This is a genomic window from Terriglobus tenax (assembly GCF_025685395.1).
GTDB lineage: Bacteria > Acidobacteriota > Terriglobia > Terriglobales > Acidobacteriaceae > Terriglobus > Terriglobus tenax.
In genome coordinates this window covers 1005790-1023518 of sequence record NZ_JAGSYA010000003.1, presented here as the reverse complement: position 1 = coordinate 1023518, position 17729 = coordinate 1005790, and the positions used below count along the sequence as shown (strand labels likewise).

Genomic DNA, 17729 nt, shown 5'->3' with positions numbered 1-17729 from the left:
CATCTCTTAGCAGCGCTGCGAACACTCATCATCCACTCCTCGTACCAACGGTGTTAGCGGTTGTTCCAGGTCACACGGACCCCGAACTGAAGCTGACGGGGATCGCCCGCAGAGCTGCGAGTAAGAAATGCCGAGGAGGAAATGGTGGCGGTAGGCGCGTTGAAGACAGGAGTGTTGAAGATGTTGTAGGCCTCGGCAAAGAGGTTTACCTTGAACGCCTCGTGGAAACTGAACTCTTTCCCTCCGCGAACATCCACGCGCGACCCGCCCGAGCCCTGCGCAAGCTGCTTCATCGTCACCGCGGCAAGATTCAGGGCCGGCAATGTCACTCCATTGAACGATGTGGCCGTCTTCAACGTGCGCGCCGCATTGATCAGGTCGAGATTGTGCTGGTTTGCATGTCCTCCTGCAAACTTGGTCAAACCCGCAGGACGATCGCTTGTATTTCCATCACCATCCAGATCACGGCCATAGGTGATATTGAAGGGAGTCGTCGTCAGCACAGCCGCGACACCAGAGATCTGTATGCCCCAGGGAAAATAGATCATGGGCGCCACGGTGAGCACCTGCCGGCGATCCAGTTCGTCCAGCCCACGGTCTGTATTGCCCATGATGTGAAATGGGTCAGAAGGCGCGCTGGTGTTGTCGTTCAAACCATCGGAGACAACCTTGTCCAAGGCATACGATGTCTGCACGCTGGCCCGACGGTAGCGCGTGCGAAACTGCACCTGCAGCGCAGTGTTCCAGGAGGTCGTTGTACTGTCGAAGAGGGTCACCGTACTGAACTGCTTGAGCGGACGGGGATGAGTTGAGTTCAACGGGCCCACCGTGGGAAGGTTGGCATCATGGCCTGTCTGCAATCCCGTTTGAATTTGGCGGACAAAATCGACAACCAGCACCGAATTGCGGCCAAACCCTTGCTGTACGCCGGCGGTCAACTCATGCACGTATGGAATATTGAGATGATCGCCAGGCAGATAGATAAGTCGACCGCCCTGTTGCGCCACATATTGCTGCAACGTCAGTCCACCCAGCACTGCCGTGGTATCCGGATAATATTTAAGCAGGTTCGGATCGCTGATCTGCACCGTAAAGTTGTCGGTCACTGTCTGCCCCTGCATGTTGAAGAACGGCCGGTTCCGGACTGAATACGCGCCATAGGCCGCTCGCAGCACGGTGGTTCCCTTGCCCATCAGGTCGTATGCCAGTCCAACACGCGGCTGGATATTGTTCCAGTCGTTTCCCCGATTGGCGGAGACATAGTTCGAGAGCCCCGTATAGGCAGGATTCGTCAGCAGATGGTCGACGTACCGCTGGCTACGAAGGTCGGTTTCGATGTCATACCGCAGACCGGCATTCAATGTCAGCCGTGGCGACAGTTTGACGTCATCCTGTACAAAATAGCTCTGCTCTGAATTCTTGTAGACCTTGCTGGAGAAGCCTGAACCGATGGTGAGCCGGGTTGGCCAGGTAGCAGAATTATTGATATCAAACGCGGCATCCGTATTAAAGTTCCAGACACCCTGCCCATAATAGTTCGAGTCGAAGTGAAGCACCTCGTACGTCAGGCGAGTCCCAAACTTGATCGTGTTGCGTCCTTTGGTCAGGTAAAAAGTATCGTTCAAACCAACCCGCTTACGCGGGTAGCCCTGTGGCTTGTTCGGTTGCGCTCCCAACGTGAACGATGGACGCACCTGCTGTGCCCCCTGCGCAAGGATGAATCGGTATGTGTTCTGGTCAAGAAACTCCAGTTGAAAGCTGTTCAACATGGACGGCGTAAAGATATGACTCCACTGTCCAAGGACATCGTGAAACGTAATGGAGTAATTGTCGTTGTACGCATAGGTTTCATTGATGTTCTGCTGCTCCCACAGATAGCGCAAATACCCGGAGTTCTTGCTGTTGATCTGATGATCCAGCTTCGCCTGCAGCGTCTTCTCAGTTGTGTTATTTGGATAGGTCCCGTTCACCTGCGAGGCGAACGGGTTGCTAGCTGCCAGTGACTGATAATAGGCGGACGTCTGCTTGATGTACTCGTCAGCAACGAAAAAGTGCGTCCGGTCATGAACGACAGGGCCACCTAGCGCGGTACTGTAGCGATTAAGCGAAAACGGAGGTTGGTTTCCGTTATTGAAGTAGTTGCGCGCGTTCAGGGGATCGCGGCGTCCGAAGTAGTTGAAGAGTGCGTCGTATTTGTTGGTCCCGGAGCGGGTGACAACATCCACTACCGCTGTTCCGGCGCGTCCATATTCAGCGTCAAACTGGTTGCGCAGAACGCGGAATTCGCGGACGGAATCCTGGTTCACATCGACGATGGAAAAGCCGTAGATGGGATGGTCCAGAGATGCTCCATCCACCAGAGTGGAGTAGCCGCTGCGCACGTTGCTGCCGCCTACTGTGGTTTGCGTACCAAAACGCGCGTCGCCCGAAAGCGATGGAGCGCCCCCTGGAAGCAATTGCGCCAGCGCGATAAAGCTGCGGTTGATGACGGGAAGGTCGAAGAGCTGCTGCCGCGTGATCACGCCGGAGACTGTCGTGGTCGAGGTCTCGACCGCCAAGCCCGCGGGAGCCGCCTCAACAGAAACGGTTTGCGTGTCGCTGCCTGTGGCCAGGCGAACATGCAGTTCCCCGACCTGTCCTACAGTCAGGTTGATGGTGCTGCGGTCATTGCTGAAGCCGCTCATACTGCTGACTACCTGGTAAGGTCCGGGCGGGAGTGCGGCAGCACGGGAGATACCCGCCTGATCCGTTGTAAGCACTTGGGTCAAACCTGTGTCCGTGTTGGTCACCGTGACCTTCGCGCCCACAATTAGGGAGCCTGTCGCATCGGAGACATCCACACGGATTTCCGCCGTCTGAGCGCGCACCGTCAACGGCAGCAGGACAAGACCAAACAAGACCAGAAGACGCTTCAACATCACCATAACCTCCAGATTTCCGATACCTGAAGAGAGCGAGGCACACGCTTCCCTAAAGGCCGCCTGGCGTCGCACATATTGATATCTGTAAGCCGGAGTGTAAGCGGGCTTTCACAAACTCACTGATAGAAGCTTCCTTCCCTTCGATAGAAACAAACGATTACCGCTGGATTGGCCGACGTAGGATAGTGAACCTACGTACGCCAACTTCTCTTGTCTTCATGGGATTCTGCGCATAGCCGGCATGATGAAAGTCATCTGCCCCGGAAGGAAATTTGTCATGAAACTACGGCATCGAATCTGCGGGGCGCTTGCGGCCCTCGCAGCATCCATCTTTGTTGGGACAACCACCCTTGCCCAAAGCAGCCGGAAGTTATCGGAATCCAGCCCGCATGGACAGATCGTATGGGACACCTACGGTGTGCCGCACATCTTCGCAAAGAACACGGCCGGGCTTTTCTATGGCTTTGGATACGCGCAGGCCAAGGGACATGGAAGCCTCCTGCTCCATCTGTATGGCGAGTCGCGCGGTCGCGCAGCGGAATACTGGGGGCCTGAGTACGCGGCCACGGACCGCTATTATGCAGCGAATAATGTCGCCGAGCGCGGTGCAGAGTGGTTCGGCCAGCAAAGTGCGGAGATGAAGTTGTATCTGGACGCCTTTGCGAAAGGCATCAATGACTTTGCAGCACAGCATCCCGATGAGTTGAGCAGCGAGGCAAAACGTGTACTCCCCGTCACTGGCATCGACGTGATGACTCACTGGGAGCGCGTCATGGAGTTCAACTACATCATGCCGGAGCAAAGGGCGCTTCCCGCCAATACGCCCACCAATGAAGCGGAGCTGCACATGCCCAATGTACTGGAGTCTCCGCGCGACGAGGACGGATCAAACGGCTGGGCCATTGCCCCGGTCAAGTCAGCAAACGGCCACCCCATGTTGCTGATGAATCCCCATCTTGGCTGGGCACCCTCGTACCAGACCTATTTTGAAGCGCAGCTTAGCGCGCCTGGGATTGATATGTACGGTGCTACCCAGGTGGGCTTCCCTGTTTTGCGTTTCTGCTTTACGGATGATCACGGCATCACCAACACCGTCAATACCATCTCTGCCGGAACGATCTACAAACTCACGCTGAGCGGTAATGGATACGTTTTTGACGGCTCAACCCACCCCTTCGAGATCAAGAGCAGGTCCATCAAGATCAGACAACCGGATGGTTCTCTGAAGGAAGAGAACTTCGAGGTGCGCACATCGGTGCACGGCCCGGTGTTCACCCGTAAAGACGGCTCCACGGTGGCCATTCGTGTCGCCGGGCTCGATCGTCCCTTCGGTATTGAAGAGTACTGGAATATAGATCGGGCTGAGGGCTTCACCGCGGTGGAGGCTCAGCTCAAGCGGCTGCAGGTCCCCACGTTCAACATCCTTTACGCCGGTAAGGATGGACACATCCTCTACCAGTTCAATGGCGTCTCGCCGGTAAGGACGCATGGAGACTTCGCCTACTGGTCGGGACTTGTGCCGGGTGACACGTCTGAGAATCTCTGGACCAAGGTCCATCCCTACGAAGACCTGCCCCGTGTTCTGGACCCGCCGGCCGGGTGGATCCAGAACACCAACAATCCTCCCTGGCTGAACACGGCTTTGCCTTTGCTGGACCCCTCGAAGTATCCGCCGTACATGTCTCCCATCTCTTTGTCGCTGCGTTCCGAACAGTCTGCCCTGCTGCTGGAGAGCAAGGGAAAGCTGACCTTTGAGGACTTTGTCAGCCTCAAGCTCTCCACCCGTTCCCTCATGGCAGACCGCCTGCTGCCAGATCTCTTGCGCGCCGCCGCTTCCAACACCGATCCGCTGGTCAAGCAGGCGGCATCCGTGCTGGCCGCATGGAACCACTCCGACGACAACGATGCACGGGGAGCACTGCTGTTTGAAATCTGGGCTGCGAAATTTGCCGGCGCACAGTTCAGCAGCAATAAGAACTATCTTCATCCCTGGACTATGAGCGATCCATTGGGGACGCCGAACGGGATCAAAGATCCCCAGCAGGCCGTAAGCATGCTGGCTGACGCAGCCCGCGAGACCATTGCCAAATATGGGGCAATCGATCGTCCCTTCGGCGATGTCTCCCGCTTCCATCTCGGTAATGTCAACCTCCCGGGGAATGGTGGCTTCGGCAACACGGGCATCTTTCGCGTCATTACCTGGAGCGCGCTGTCGCACGGCGAACGCACCCCCATTCACGGTGAGACGTTCATTGCATTGGTGGAGTTTGGCAACAAAGCAAAGGCCGTTGGCATCACCGCCTATGGGGAGTCGAGCCAGCCGGGATCACCGCACCAGGGAGACCAGCTGCAGTTCCTGTCGGAAAAGAAGTTCCGTCCATTTTGGAGAACGTTGGCTGAAGTCAAGACGCATAAAGAATCAAGCTGGTCGTTTTAGCCACATTGAATGCCGGGGCCGGATAGGGTTGCGCCCGGCATTCACTACGGTCAGTCTTACCGTCTTTCAAGATGTCACGGGCAGCGACCCCAACGGCGTGGCTCGGAAGAGCAAAACACTGCCAACCAGCTGACTAAAGAGCGCGACGGACCGAATGCGGGCTGCGTCGGCGGTGATTGTCGTGTCTTTGTCTTGAAACATTTGCCTCATTCTCGATAAATTCACGATTCCCTGGTCCGCGCCGCCAGTCTCTCAATGCGCAGTCGAGCAAAGGTGCTTTGACTGCCAAGTGTCCACTAAGGTTGTTGGAGGCTTAGAGGTGTCGTGAAGTACAAGGATCAGGCCACGACGAGGTTCTGGTCCGACGGCCGTCAGTTCCATGGGAACGCCTTCAGGAACAATGATGTCGCTCCCTTTCTTTCCTAGCTGCATACCGCTTGGGGTCTCTAAGCAGGTCTCACCGCTGTCGGTGAAAAACGCCTCAACTCCTGAATGCAGATGAGTCTTGCTCACCATCCCAGGTTGCAGACTCGCTTCCATATATTGAGCGGTGTAGCTGCGCTCCGGTTCCACGGCCAAAGGCCCAATTTGGGTTACTCGTGTACCACGGGGAGAGGGCTTCGGTTTTTCGCCGATAGTGAGCAGCCATACCTTGCCCAGCGATTCGACAACCGTTCCATGTTTTCCCTTCGCCTGTTCCGCGAGATCCCTCGTCGGGAACAGATCAATCGTCCAGTAAACAAGGCCATCGGGAATACCAAGTGGGTGACTTGTAAGAATCCAGCACCCGGTCTCACCCGTCTTCTGGCTCACAGGCTTACAACTCACAAGATCGCGTGGCTGTTGTGCATGAGCTGCACTCAAAGTACAGATCAACAATGATAGGAAAACAGAAACCTTCCAGGAGAGTCGCATCCCAGATGTGTTGTGTACCATAGTGTTTACCCCGATTCGAATTACGTTGGAAGGATGACAGGGCCGAGCACGCTCAAATGCTGAGCGGAGGGCCAACCCGTTCGAGGCCGTAGGCTTTCACGACTTCGGAATCCGTAGGCATTTTGCCTGTCTTCCCAAATTCTCGGAAGAACTCCTCCATCCGTCCAGCAGGCGTGAAGGCAATCAATAACTTGCCGGGAGTATCGCCTACCTGAGCCCAGACATGGGGAACCTTCCTTGGCATGAGCACGGAATCGCCGGATTTCAATATCAATTTCTGGTCGCCGATCTCAACCCGGAATTCTCCTTCCATGGCATACAGCCATTCATCTTGAGCAGGATGCACGTGGCGGAACGGCCCACCCTTGCCAAGATTGGAATGCTCCATCATGAAGAGGTTCCCTTCTGTTTCCGCAGGCGAGACTTTGAAGGCGATCTTGCTGAAACCAAGTGAGTGCGTCTCGCCTAAGCGATCTGCACCGGCCGGTACCGTCTTCACTCTTGGTTGGTCTTGTTTCGATTGGGCGAGTACGAGGCCAGGTGCCGAGAGCAAGCCCATCTTCACGAAATCCCGTCGTTTCATGTTGTCTCCTCAAGCATCATCTGAATTCACCCAAGCAGTCCGAGAGGGTTGAATATCCGGATCTACATATGGCGTGCGATATCGTAATTACTCTAACCATCTGGACTTACCGTTAAAAATATTTTGTTACGTGTCTCCATGCGGCTTAGTACCCCGTCAACGCCAGGAAAATGTGTCCGCCATTTACGACACCCTCAGGGGTACGGACTACTACATAGTGGCCATCCGAGCTGATGGATGGGTTTCTGTAGTCCTTATTTGTGGCCGGATTGATGCCATCCGGGTCGCTGCTAGCCATGCTGGTAGAGGGAGTACAGCCCGCAGGCGCCCCGTTGCAGGTATCGCGCACGAAGATATTGGGGGCATAGAAGTTCCCGACCTGATCTCCCTGGTGCATGAAAGCAACATAGCGGCCATGTTCGCTCACGCTGCGCCAGCCCACATATGCCCTGCTGGCGGCAGTAGCCATGTCGGGCCATTCTGAAATCAGGATGGTGGAGGAAGTACAGCCCGCAGGCGCTCCGATGCAGGTGTCGCGGAGGTATACCTGCGATCCGTTGTTGATGGTCCGTCCTGCAATCATGTTCTTGTCTGTTGTGCTGAACACTACATATCTGCCGTCCCGGCTGAAGGAAGGCTCCTCATCCGCGATCGAATCATTGGCCTGGTTACCCTCGCTGGGCGTACCGTCGGCACGTATATCGATTAAGGTATAGCTCTCCGTGCATCCTGCCGGTGCGCCGATGCAGGTGTCCTCGAGCCAGATATGGAGCACAGTACCGTCGGATGTCAGTGCCGGATCCACGGCAGTGAGGTAGGCGCGGAAAAGCACATAACGCCCCCCTTCGCTGACGTCCGACTGGAATGATTGTTTGGGCGGAGTGATTCCTTTGCCTGTCGCTACTCGCCTGACAGTGGGAGTGCAACCTGCGGAAGCACCAAAGCAGGTGTCCTTTACGACCAGTGCCGTGGCTCCGGTGTTATCCGTCTCAGTATACAGCACGGTGTAGAACAGATATCGCCCATCAGGGCTCATGCGCGAGGACGAACCGTTGTTGTATCTATACGAACCGGACACGCCCGGAAATGGCTCCTGAACCTGCGTGATCCCGGAGGTGCAGGACGTCGTGGCGCCGAGGCAGCTATCGTACACGTCGATCTTGTCCTGGCCTGCTGTGTCAAAACCTACATACCGCCCGCTGTTGCTGACCATCACAAGGGGCCCTACTCCGCTTCCGGTCGTAAATGCGCCAGGTTGAGACACCATGATGGTGCCCGGCGTGCATCCGGCCGGCGCCGTGGGGCCCACACAGGTATCGCGCAAAAAGCCGCTGTTGTTACCGTCTATATCGTTGGCGACGATGTCGGTTGCTGCTGAAGCGAATCCTACATACCGCCCATCCTGGCTTACTGTCTGGCCGTAGCTGCTATTGTTTGCGACTCCTCCAGAGAGATAACTCGTAGAGACGAGCTGCACGATCTTGCCGGTTACCGGTTGTGCCACGGTGAAGTTCACCGGCTGCGACGTACCTCCGTCGGCTGCGGGATTCGACACGGTGATCTGGAAGGTACCAGCCGTGGTGAGATCGGCTGCGGGAATGTCCGCAGTCAACACCGCGCTACTTTGCACATGGGTCACCAACGCTGAACCGCCCCATTGCAAAACGGAGTTCGACGTAAAGCCTGTCCCATTGACCGTCATCGTGAAGGCCGCCGCATTCACCAGCACACTTGTCGGAGAGATGCTTGAGATTACAGGCCGAGCTGCTGTCACCGTAAAGGTCTGTTGGCTGGATGTGTGGATACCGCCTTGCACCACATCGACCTTCACGCTTCCAGTCGAGGCCACGTTGACAGCCGGCACCGCAGCCTTCAACTGTGTAGCGCTGACAAAGGTTGTCGTAAGAGGTGTGCCGTTCCAGGCCACCTGCGCGGAGTTGGTGAATCCAGTTCCATTCACCGTGAGGTCAAAGCCCGCACTGCCCGCTCCGGTGGTGCTGGGTGAGATAGATGTAAGCGTCGGCGGCGCGGCGTTGATCGTAAAGCTCAACTGATTTGTCGAGCGCAGACTGCCCTGTACGACGTCCACCTGAGCGGTTCCGGCCGTGGCAATGTCCGCAGCGGTAATGGAAGAAGTGAGTTGGGTTACGCTGACGACGGTCGTAGGTCTTGTCGATCCGTTCCAGGCAACGGCAGCTCCTGTAAGAAAACCTGAACCGTTCACCGTGAGCGTGAAAGCTGCTCCACCCGCTGTCGCTGTTGCAGGCAACAGCGATGACAGCGTTGGGGGAGGGCTGGTGATGGTGAAGGCGACCGCGTTCGATGCGCCTCCACCGGGTGAAGGGTTAACTACGGTAACTGCTTTGGAGCCAGCAGACGCGATATCCGCTGCCGTGAGGTTCGCCGTCAACTGGGTCGAACTTACAAATGAGGTTGGCCGGGCGGCGCCATCCCATTGCACTGTCGCACCGGAGACGAAGTTGCTGCCGTTCACCGTAAGATTGAACGCCGCCCCACCCGCTACTGTAGTTGCCGGGCTCAGTGAGGAAACCGTTGGCGCCGGATTTGGATTAACGGGCGCGTTGATCGTGAAGGACGATGCCGTCGAGGTCCTGCCCTTACTCAATACCGTTACCTGGGCTGTGCCTGCGCTTGCTACATCGGCCGCCGGAATGCTGGCTGTCAACTGCGTCGCGCTTACCACTGTCGTGCTGCGGGAGCTTCCGTTCCACTGAACCGCTGCTCCGCTGGAGAACCCCGTTCCGGTCACAGTCAGGGTGAACGCTGACGATCCGGCATTGGCGCTGGCTGGAGACAGAGAGGTGATTGTCGGCGTGGGCGAACTATCTGCGCAGCCTATGAGCGCGAACGTGAAGAGGACTGAAACAGAATAGAAAGCAAGAAGCAATTTTTTCAGCTGCATAGGGCCTCCTGGCAGACCTCAAGTCGAACCCGTGAAAAATTAAGAGCGAACTGCCTGCAGCTGCGCTCACAGAGAATCGATATGTACACCATCGTCATTTCCTTCGTTGCCCTCGGCGGTTTTGGGGTTTCCGGCCACAGAGGGGACAACCATCCAAGTCGTGTAAAACCAGAAGCGTTCGTTCTTCCCGCGCGACCGTTATCTCTCGCCGCATCGTGCGGCTGCCGCCGTGTTTCCAGTTGGAGCGATGTAAGAAACCTTTCCTCATCTAAATCCCGCGGCCCCGGTCGCAACCGAAGCCGCAAGTTCGCTCCCTCACCAATCTCCGATTGGTCGTGACGAAGTGAGCGGGGCGGCAAAGCAAGCTACCGCCAGCACCACGAGCACGCCAATCAGAATGGCCAGAAGACGAATCCATCTGATTCTCAGAGCCATGTGAGCGTGAACCCCGCACTGAAGAGGATCAAACATGGAATTCCATTCAGAGACGGGTTGATCTTGCCCGCAAGTCGGCCCGAAAGCCATTTGCCGTCAAGTGAGAACCGATGAGTTTTTTATGAGTGAACTGACGTTGCTTAGAATCAGCGCTTTGCAGCGTCGCGACTACCAGATCCTAGATCCGGCATCGTCGCGATTTCAGCCAGAACGAGACCAAAGCCCTGCTGTCTGGCTTCGTCAGACAAGTCGGAAAGATGACTGTTACGCGATTTCCCGGTCTCGAGACCAATCAATTCGCGTCGTGCTTCCAATACATACTGCATGTAGCCGCCTCGGCGAGCTCGCTCCAACAGCCCGATGAGTCTCCCCCGGGCAGCGTCTTTTTTCCCTGCAGCCACTTCGATATCGGCAAGGGCAAGCTCCACCTCGAACTGTGGTGGCAGTGAGGTAATCTGTCCCGAGCAGGTCGCTGCCTGTTTTCCTGCATCGCTGGCTGCGGCGATTTTCTTCTCGGCCAACAGAACGCCGACCAGGACGGCATACCCCTCGGCGCTTCCTTCCGGATCGTTGCTCTTCTGGAACTGGGCTAACGAGTGGCGGACGCGTGCTTCCGCCTCCGGTACGCGCTGCTCGAGTAGATCGACTGTCGCCAGCTCAATATCGAACAGGGCAACATTGTCATCTTCCTTTGTCTTTTCACCGATAGCTCGCGCTGCTTCATATTGTTTTCTGGCGGCGTCGAGGTTCCCCTGCAGGAGGAGCACATCTCCTAGTCCGCCCAGGGCATACATTTCGCCTCGTTGATGTCCGGTCTGCCGATGCAATTCAAGGGCTTTCCGATGTCCTTCTGCCGCCGCCGGTAGATCACCGATCTCTTGCTGAACAAAGGCAATATTATTGATTTCCGAAGCAATGGCTCGTTTGTTCCCAATTTGCTCGAGAGCTTGCAGGGTCTCCTGGTGCATCTTGAGAGAGCCTTTGAGATCACCGAGCGCATCAAGGGTGTTGGCAAGGTTTCCGGTAGCGCTCGAAATGCCGTTGGGCCACTGGATTTCGCGATATATCTCGATCGCCCGAAGATATTCGCTTTGGCTCTCAGCGAACTTTCCCTGGTCGTGGAAGCTGTTCCCGATTTGTTCCAGCGCCAGCCCCTGGTTTTTCTTGTCGCCGATCTCTCTAAATATAGAGAGCGCACTTTCAAGCCGCTGTCTTGCTGTGTCGTAGTCCCCCTTGCCATTGAGAGCACCTCCGCTCGTCAACAAGGAAATGGCAACTCCTCGATAGAAGGCCGCGTCGGTTGCCACCTGCTTGGCTTCGCTGGCTGTTACAAGGGCCGCATCGAAAGAGCTCAAACGCTCCAGCGTTGCCGCCTTCGTCATCAGCCCCTGGGCAAGCATGAACCGGGCATCTATGGCCTTGCTTTTTCGAACAGCGTCCTCCGACAGATTCAGGGCCTTTTTGAAATCTCCCTGATGGTTCAAAATCTGCGCCTCAAGTATGTCCAGCCTTGGGCTGTTGCCGAGCGGCTCAGGCAATGTACGGAGCCTCGCCAGGGTGGCCAATGCATCTCGATTTTGATCCGCCTGGGACTGTACATTCGCCAGGCGAATCCCGTAATCGATATCGTCCGGGAAGAACGATACAAGCGCCCGCAGGGCTTCCACCGCCTTCGGGCGATCTAGTGTCATCTCGTAATATTGCGCCTCAATCGAGAGCTGTTCTTCTCGTGAAAGGCCTGAAGCCAAGTCCGTCGCCTTCTTCGCTTCTTCCTTGGCCCTGAGATCATATCCAAGGGCCGACCATACGGAAGCCAGCGATGAATGTGCAGGAGCAAATCGTGGCTCAAGCTCAATAACCTGCTCGAATGGCACCTGGGCGCCTAAGGCGTCGAAATGCCTCAAGTGATCCAGCCCCACCGCGTAAAGCCGCCTCGCATCCGCGTCAGATGGGAACGAACGATCAAAACTGGCTTCTTGAAGTGGTGAGAGGGCTCCTGCGCCGAGTATGTGTCGCAGCTTGGTTCCGGCGCTCGAAATCAAGTCGAACAGTTCAGCCTCATCCCCGATTTGGACAAGCGCCGCCAAGGTTTGCCCATTTTGAGCATTCTCGAGGCGCAGGTCGAGACGAATCTTCTTCCCGCCGCTTTGTGGGAGAACGGCATAAGAGCCCAGGACGATCAGGTCCGCTCCAAGCTGCCGGCGTAGGCTGCTCAGTGTATTGATGGAGAGGCTCTCGGACAGTTGGATTGGGGGCTGGGCGCGAGCAATTTCTTCACCGGAAACCAGGCGCAGTTTCCCACCTTCTGACAGCTCTGTGGACAGCATCTCCGACAAGGCCGTCGAGAGCCACGCATCTTCCTGCTTCCCATCGAGATTGGCAAAGCGCAGCACGGCCACCGAAGTCCGTGGGGAAATCCCAGACGCTCTCCGGGGAGTGCTGACGCCACCTGCCGACACGACAGCCCGGATCACATTTCTGTGCCATCCAGCTTGGTAGATCAGTCCTCCCAGAATCAGGATGCTGATTATCCCTGCAACCACATAAATGCCTTGTAGTTTCCCTAGCCATCTTTGGGGCTCTTCAGCCAAGATCTGCGGCTGCACGTCTTCGGTCTTTGGACTCTCAGGTGTGGATGGGGCAACACGAGGTACGAGAGGCGGACGACGCGAGTTCGAAACTTCGCCTACTTCGGCAATGAACCGATAGCCTCGCCTGGGAGAGGTCGCGATAAACTTCGGTTGATCTGCGCTGTCCTCAAGCGCCACGCGGATCTGACGGATACAGTAGTTCAACCCTTGATCGAAGTCGACGAAGGTCTCACTCAGCCAAAGTCTTTTCTGAATTTCTTCACGAGTCACGAGTTCGCCCGCTTGCTCTACTAAAAGGCACAGGACCTTTGCAGGCTGCGGAGGCAGTCGGACCAGCGAGCCTTCCTTCCAGAGCTCTCCGCTCTCGAGGTCTAGCTCGTAAGAATGAAAACCAACTCGAATCGAGGACTCCCCATTCCACGAAGAAATGGAATATTGGCAAATCCAGTGTACCTTTGACCCCAAAAGTGGAGGGCCGGTGGCATCATCGCAGACGAGGCATCTGCATCTGACGCTACGATGGTGACGGAGGCGCTCCGGCCGAGCGAGCTATTCGCTCTGAGGTGGCGATCCTTCGACGACCAGAACACGCTAACCCTCACCGAAACTGTCTACCGGAGAACCCTCAGGCCGTTTGGCAAGACTCCCGGTAGCCTCACTAAGGTCCATCTGCCGGACGGCCTCGCCGAGGAGCTGTTGCTCTGGAAGATGGAGTGCAAGAAGACCTCCTGCAAGAAGGTTGGTTGCACGAAACCGGAACACCGAAAGGCCTCTCCGGACGAGTTCATCTTCCCGAACGCGGATGGCGGATTCATGGACGCGGACAACTACCGTTTCCGGGTCTTAAAGCCGCTGGCGGAAGCCTTGGGCGTTCCGAAGCTGAACTTCCAGGTGATGCGACGGACGATGGCGACCCAGGCCCAGAAGATGGGATCGGTGAAAGACATCCAGACGCATCTCAGACACTCAAGGCCGGACACGACGGCCCACGAGTACATGCAGGAACTGCCTGAGAGCGTGCAGGAGATGGTCGGATCGGTGTACGCAATGCTGATGAAAGGAGGAGAAGATCGGTCTTCCGACGATTTGCCACAAAAAGCTGCAAATGCCTCGACCGTCACGCCGCCTAAGTTGTTGAAAGGATTGGTGGGCACAGCAGGATTCGAACCTACGACTTCCACCGTGCGAAATCTGCGATTCACGCATTTTCAACGACTTACGAGCAACACCACACCCGCTAAATCCTTGAAAAGGAACACCAGGGAATTCTTATTGTTCCCAGATTGTTCCCAGATCATTTTCTTATTGTTCCCACGCGGACGGATTGGAGCACCTACCCTCATCGGACTCGAATACCAACCACCGGAAGGCACGTTCCGAATACGAGCATCCTAGCGTGCCCACCAACTGCGCGGCAATGGAGCTTCTTCACCCCACAGATTTCGATACTCCGGGTTTCGTAGTAGTTCAGCACCCTTCCTCGATAAGTTGAACGCCCAACCTTCCGCGAAATTACCCAACCGGCTCGATTGATAGATAAACCCACGAGCCTGTAATTCGAGAACAGCCCCGTCCTCTATGCTCCATTTTTGCGAATTGAACTTTCTGTGGAAATAGGTCGCAAGTATGTATTGCTGATCGGGAGGCAAAGCGGTGAGGTGCGCTTTCATTTCTCGGAGATGTTTTTTGTCATGCCATTTGCCCTTTATCCATGCTGATAGACTGCGCACACCGATGACAATAAGCAGCGTCAGAGTAAGCAGCAATGCCCCCGATATCCAAGGACGGTATAGATGCACAAGCGCATCTATTTGGAGCACTTGAAGGTAATGGGCTGGCAGCGTCGTGAGTAGCAGCGCGAGAAGAAAAATCCACATGGCAAGAGCGACTAACGATAGTTTGCCGGTGAGCCAGTTCCACAGTGTTGTTATCCAGGTAGGCATTTCGGGTTGTCCTTCTGTCATATATGCGCGGCAAAAATATTCTCGACTCCAGATTCGTAGAGATGATAAAGCCTCAATGGATCTCGCATAGTGAGGAACTCATCGTGCCAGCATCGCGTCTCCCGTCCTACAATCATTTGAACCATGCTTGAGACATTGTTTGCTGTAGCTCTCTTCCTACTTGGAGTGATCGTAGATCGGCTTTTTGTACGCGGCTACCTCTCTTCGTATATGAAGAAAAAGGGTGAAGACCTCGCGACTCACGAAGACATAGCGATCCTAGTTGACCAGGTGAGGGCCACCACGGAAGCTACCAAAGCCATTGAGGCACGGATCTCAGATGACGTCTGGAATAGACAGCGGCTGTGGGAGATGAAGCGCGATGTTGCGTTCCAAATAATAGAAACAGTTCATGCGATCAACCACAGGTTGATGCAATTCGACGCCGTTGTTCGAGCACTCGCCAAAAGCACAGGGGAAGATATCGCAGTTTTCCAGGAAAAGAAGTTAGAGGCAAATAACGCCCTATGGTCTGAAATCGATACTTTGGAGCATGAACAGGTGCGCTGCCAGTTTCTCGGCATGTACCCCCTGAGCGTCGCTACGATGGAATATCGCAAGTCCGTTGCCGATGCCTTTTCCCGCGCCGCGACACTGTCTACAAGGGACTATGGCGAAGTTGTTGCCGACGTAGAGCTAAAACTAGACCCGATTATCGACGCCGCTCGGAAAGGCCTCGGTATCTCATTTCCCCCTCAAATGCCCGTTTAGCCACGCGCCTACCCAATCGTCTTGAACAACGATATGGACTCCGTCGATGCTGACGGCACGTTCGCGGCCCGCAATCCGGTCGCGTTCGGCGACTTCCCCAAGTTCGTCGTTCGCCGGGCCGAACAGGGCAGCCCGTTTGCCTACACCGGCAAAGCGAGAGGCCCAAGACCTCATTGCCGCACAAGTGTGCCGCTAGTGTTCCCATCTGTTCCCACGCTTTTCACCGTGTTCCCAGATTCACAAGCTAAGTTGTTGATTTGATGGTGGGCACAGCAGGATTCGAACCTACGACTTCCACCGTGTGAAGAGCCTAACTTTATGAAATAAAACGACTTACAAGGCCCTGGCCGCCCCCTAAATCCTTGTAAACCGCGTAAGCTGTTGAATTCTGTGCCCTCTCTGTGTCGGTTTTGTGCCCTCGCAGGTTGGAACCATTCCGGAGCGGTAAGGCACTTCTCTAATCCATTTTTGTATCGTTTTCGCCTCCTCTATCGGTCGTCTCCGCCACGTTTTGGGAATGAGTTTGCCGATGCTTTTTCCAGGGAAGATGCGCCGCGTCCAGTGTGTAATATATACATGTACACACTTTGAGAGGTGCCCGTTGCCCACGAGTACGCGTTTCGTTCTGGCCATTCACGTCTTGGCATCCTTGGCGGTAACGGGAGGGGGACCTATGCGCTCGGAGGACTTGGCCTTCAGTGTCAACACCAACGCTGCCTTTATCCGATCCTTGCTTTCCCGACTCCAGGAAGCAGGCCTGACGACCTCGCAGATGGGAACAGGTGGAGGAGCCTTACTCGCAAAGCCCGCTGAGAAAATCCGTCTACTCGATGTCTACCGCGCGGTCGAAGACTCCGAAGTCTTTGCTTTTCACCGGCAGGGCCCGAACGAATCCTGTGTCGTCGGAAAGAACATTCAGGCAGCCATTCGGCCTTCCTTGGACCAGGCGACTGCGGCTCTTGAACGTCAACTTGCCTCAGTAACCGTTGCCGATATCGCACAGGAAGTGGCGCGGCTCGGCAAATTCACGATTCCCTGGAACGGCTGCTAATGCATTTTTTTGCATCGCAATATGTACGTATGTACTCTACATACGTACATACATGAATCGTCCAACTCGGTTCTGCCGGGTTTGAAACAGGAGAAAACAAACGTGAAATATATCCAAGCTACAAAGTTCGGTGGGCCAGAGGTCCTCACGCTTCTTGAGACACAAACCCCTACCCCAGGCGACGGAATGCTGTTGGTCGAAGTGAAGGCCGCAGGCGTCAACTATCTGGATCTGGCGGCTCGCTCCGGCTTCTATCCGCAAATACCCGCAGCCCCGTTTTCTCCAGGGTTTGAGATCGTCGGTGTGGTCAAGAGCGTTGGCAATGGCGTGGAGGGCTTCAAGGAAGGCGATTCCGTTGCCGCAATCACGATGGAGGGCGGAGGATATGCCACTCATATTGTGATTCCTGCCGCAGCAACGATTCCTCTTCCTCCCGGACTCGATCCCGCGAATGTGGCTGCACTCCTGGTCCAGGGCCTCACAGCATACATGCTTCTTGAAGAAACCAAAGTCAAAGCGGGCGACGCCGTCCTGATCTCGGCTGCCGCGGGAGGTCTGGGAAGTATCGCGGTTCAGCTGGCGAAAGCAAAAGGCGCGACGGTCATTGGCCTTGCTTCGAAGTCAAAGTTCGGCACCGTGAAGCAGCTCGGCGCAGATTTTGTCGTGGACTACAACGACGCTCAATGGGCTGCTTCGGTGCGCGAGGCTGTGGGAAGTCAGGGCGTACAGGTCTATCTCGACTCCATTGGCGACCCCTCCACCGAAGCGTTCTCCCTTCTCAGTACGTTCGGCCATTGGATTGTCTTCGGCGCCCGATCTGCCGGCAAGCCGCTTCCTCCCGAAGCTATTGGCAGAATGATTGAGGAGAACATCACCTTGCGTGGCTACAACCTTGGAGCCAGCCTCCAACATATCCCTCGCGCGCTGGGTGATCTCTTCAAGTTCTTCGCCGACGGGACCCTCAAGATCGAGATCACGAACTACCCACTGGCAGATGCGGCCAAGGTCCACACTCTCTTCGGAGAACGCAAGACCACAGGAAAAGTCGTGCTGATCCCATAGACGTCACAACGTGCCGACCGCATCTTCTTCTGGAGCGGTCGGCATTCAATCGTTCGGCAGCAAGCGCTGCGACGCC

The 17729-nt window shown here is 55.8% G+C and carries 11 protein-coding genes; 5 read left to right on the top strand and 6 right to left on the bottom strand.

Annotated elements, in window-relative coordinates; all coding sequences use genetic code 11:
• Nucleotides 1-53 precede the first annotated feature (53 nt).
• Nucleotides 54-2918 (bottom strand): TonB-dependent receptor, encoded by a 2865-nt coding sequence (locus tag OHL13_RS04315; RefSeq protein ID WP_263408878.1) that lies wholly within the window; start codon nucleotides 2916-2918, stop codon nucleotides 54-56.
• Nucleotides 2919-3198: 280 nt separating this feature from the next.
• Between OHL13_RS04315 and OHL13_RS04310 the strand changes: the two genes are divergently transcribed.
• Entirely contained in the window at nucleotides 3199-5358 is a 2160-nt protein-coding gene (locus tag OHL13_RS04310) for a penicillin acylase family protein (RefSeq protein ID WP_263408877.1), read from the top strand.
• Between the two features lie 252 nt (nucleotides 5359-5610).
• On the opposite strand, the gene OHL13_RS04305 is transcribed toward OHL13_RS04310, so the two are convergent.
• The 4 genes from OHL13_RS04305 to OHL13_RS04290 form a co-directional block, all read right to left on the bottom strand.
• A complete protein-coding gene (locus tag OHL13_RS04305; RefSeq protein ID WP_263408876.1) occupies nucleotides 5611-6171 on the bottom strand; it encodes a hypothetical protein in 561 nt (186 codons plus the stop codon).
• A gap of 175 nt (nucleotides 6172-6346) precedes the next feature.
• Complete coding sequence (locus tag OHL13_RS04300) at nucleotides 6347-6877, bottom strand: cupin domain-containing protein (RefSeq protein WP_263408875.1); 531 nt, start codon at nucleotides 6875-6877, stop codon at nucleotides 6347-6349.
• A gap of 145 nt (nucleotides 6878-7022) precedes the next feature.
• The gene (locus OHL13_RS04295; protein ID WP_263408874.1) at nucleotides 7023-9800 is read right to left on the bottom strand and encodes a hypothetical protein; all 2778 of its coding nucleotides are present in this window, start codon (nucleotides 9798-9800) and stop codon (nucleotides 7023-7025) included.
• 581 nt (nucleotides 9801-10381) lie between these two features.
• The gene (locus OHL13_RS04290; RefSeq protein WP_263408873.1) at nucleotides 10382-13291 is read right to left on the bottom strand and encodes a tetratricopeptide repeat protein; all 2910 of its coding nucleotides are present in this window, start codon (nucleotides 13289-13291) and stop codon (nucleotides 10382-10384) included.
• A 54-nt stretch (nucleotides 13292-13345) separates the two neighbouring features.
• On the opposite strand from OHL13_RS04290, the gene OHL13_RS04285 reads away from it, so the two are divergent.
• A complete protein-coding gene (locus OHL13_RS04285; RefSeq protein WP_263408872.1) occupies nucleotides 13346-14221 on the top strand; it encodes a site-specific integrase in 876 nt (291 codons plus the stop codon).
• Here OHL13_RS04285 and OHL13_RS04280 read toward each other — a convergent pair.
• Nucleotides 14218-14769 carry a superinfection exclusion B family protein gene (locus OHL13_RS04280; protein WP_263408871.1) on the bottom strand — a complete coding sequence of 184 codons (552 nt, stop codon included), beginning with the start codon at nucleotides 14767-14769 and terminating at the stop codon, nucleotides 14218-14220. The genes OHL13_RS04285 and OHL13_RS04280 overlap by 4 nt on opposite strands.
• A 144-nt stretch (nucleotides 14770-14913) precedes the next feature.
• Between OHL13_RS04280 and OHL13_RS04275 the strand changes: the two genes are divergently transcribed.
• The 3 genes from OHL13_RS04275 to OHL13_RS04265 all read left to right on the top strand — a co-directional run bounded on the left by OHL13_RS04275 (nucleotide 14914) and on the right by OHL13_RS04265 (nucleotide 17653).
• Entirely contained in the window at nucleotides 14914-15540 is a 627-nt protein-coding gene (locus tag OHL13_RS04275; protein WP_263408870.1) for a hypothetical protein, read from the top strand.
• Nucleotides 15541-16057: 517 nt separating this feature from the next.
• Complete coding sequence (locus OHL13_RS04270) at nucleotides 16058-16591, top strand: Rrf2 family transcriptional regulator (RefSeq protein WP_317889898.1); 534 nt, start codon at nucleotides 16058-16060, stop codon at nucleotides 16589-16591.
• A 9-nt stretch (nucleotides 16592-16600) separates the two neighbouring features.
• A complete protein-coding gene (locus tag OHL13_RS04265) occupies nucleotides 16601-17653 on the top strand; it encodes a quinone oxidoreductase family protein (protein ID WP_263408869.1) in 1053 nt (350 codons plus the stop codon).
• Nucleotides 17654-17729 lie beyond the last annotated feature (76 nt).

Coding starts and splice junctions, on each gene's coding strand:
- OHL13_RS04315 (WP_263408878.1), bottom strand. CDS start 2,918: ATGTTGAAGCGTCTTCTGGTCTTGTTTGGTCTTGTCCTGCTGCCGTTG.
- OHL13_RS04310 (WP_263408877.1), top strand. CDS start 3,199: ATGAAACTACGGCATCGAATCTGCGGGGCGCTTGCGGCCCTCGCAGCA.
- OHL13_RS04300 (WP_263408875.1), bottom strand. CDS start 6,877: ATGAAACGACGGGATTTCGTGAAGATGGGCTTGCTCTCGGCACCTGGC.
- OHL13_RS04295 (WP_263408874.1), bottom strand. CDS start 9,800: ATGCAGCTGAAAAAATTGCTTCTTGCTTTCTATTCTGTTTCAGTCCTC.
- OHL13_RS04285 (WP_263408872.1), top strand. CDS start 13,346: ATGGTGACGGAGGCGCTCCGGCCGAGCGAGCTATTCGCTCTGAGGTGG.
- OHL13_RS04280 (WP_263408871.1), bottom strand. CDS start 14,769: ATGCCTACCTGGATAACAACACTGTGGAACTGGCTCACCGGCAAACTA.
- OHL13_RS04275 (WP_263408870.1), top strand. CDS start 14,914: ATGCTTGAGACATTGTTTGCTGTAGCTCTCTTCCTACTTGGAGTGATC.
- OHL13_RS04270 (WP_317889898.1), top strand. CDS start 16,058: ATGAGTTTGCCGATGCTTTTTCCAGGGAAGATGCGCCGCGTCCAGTGT.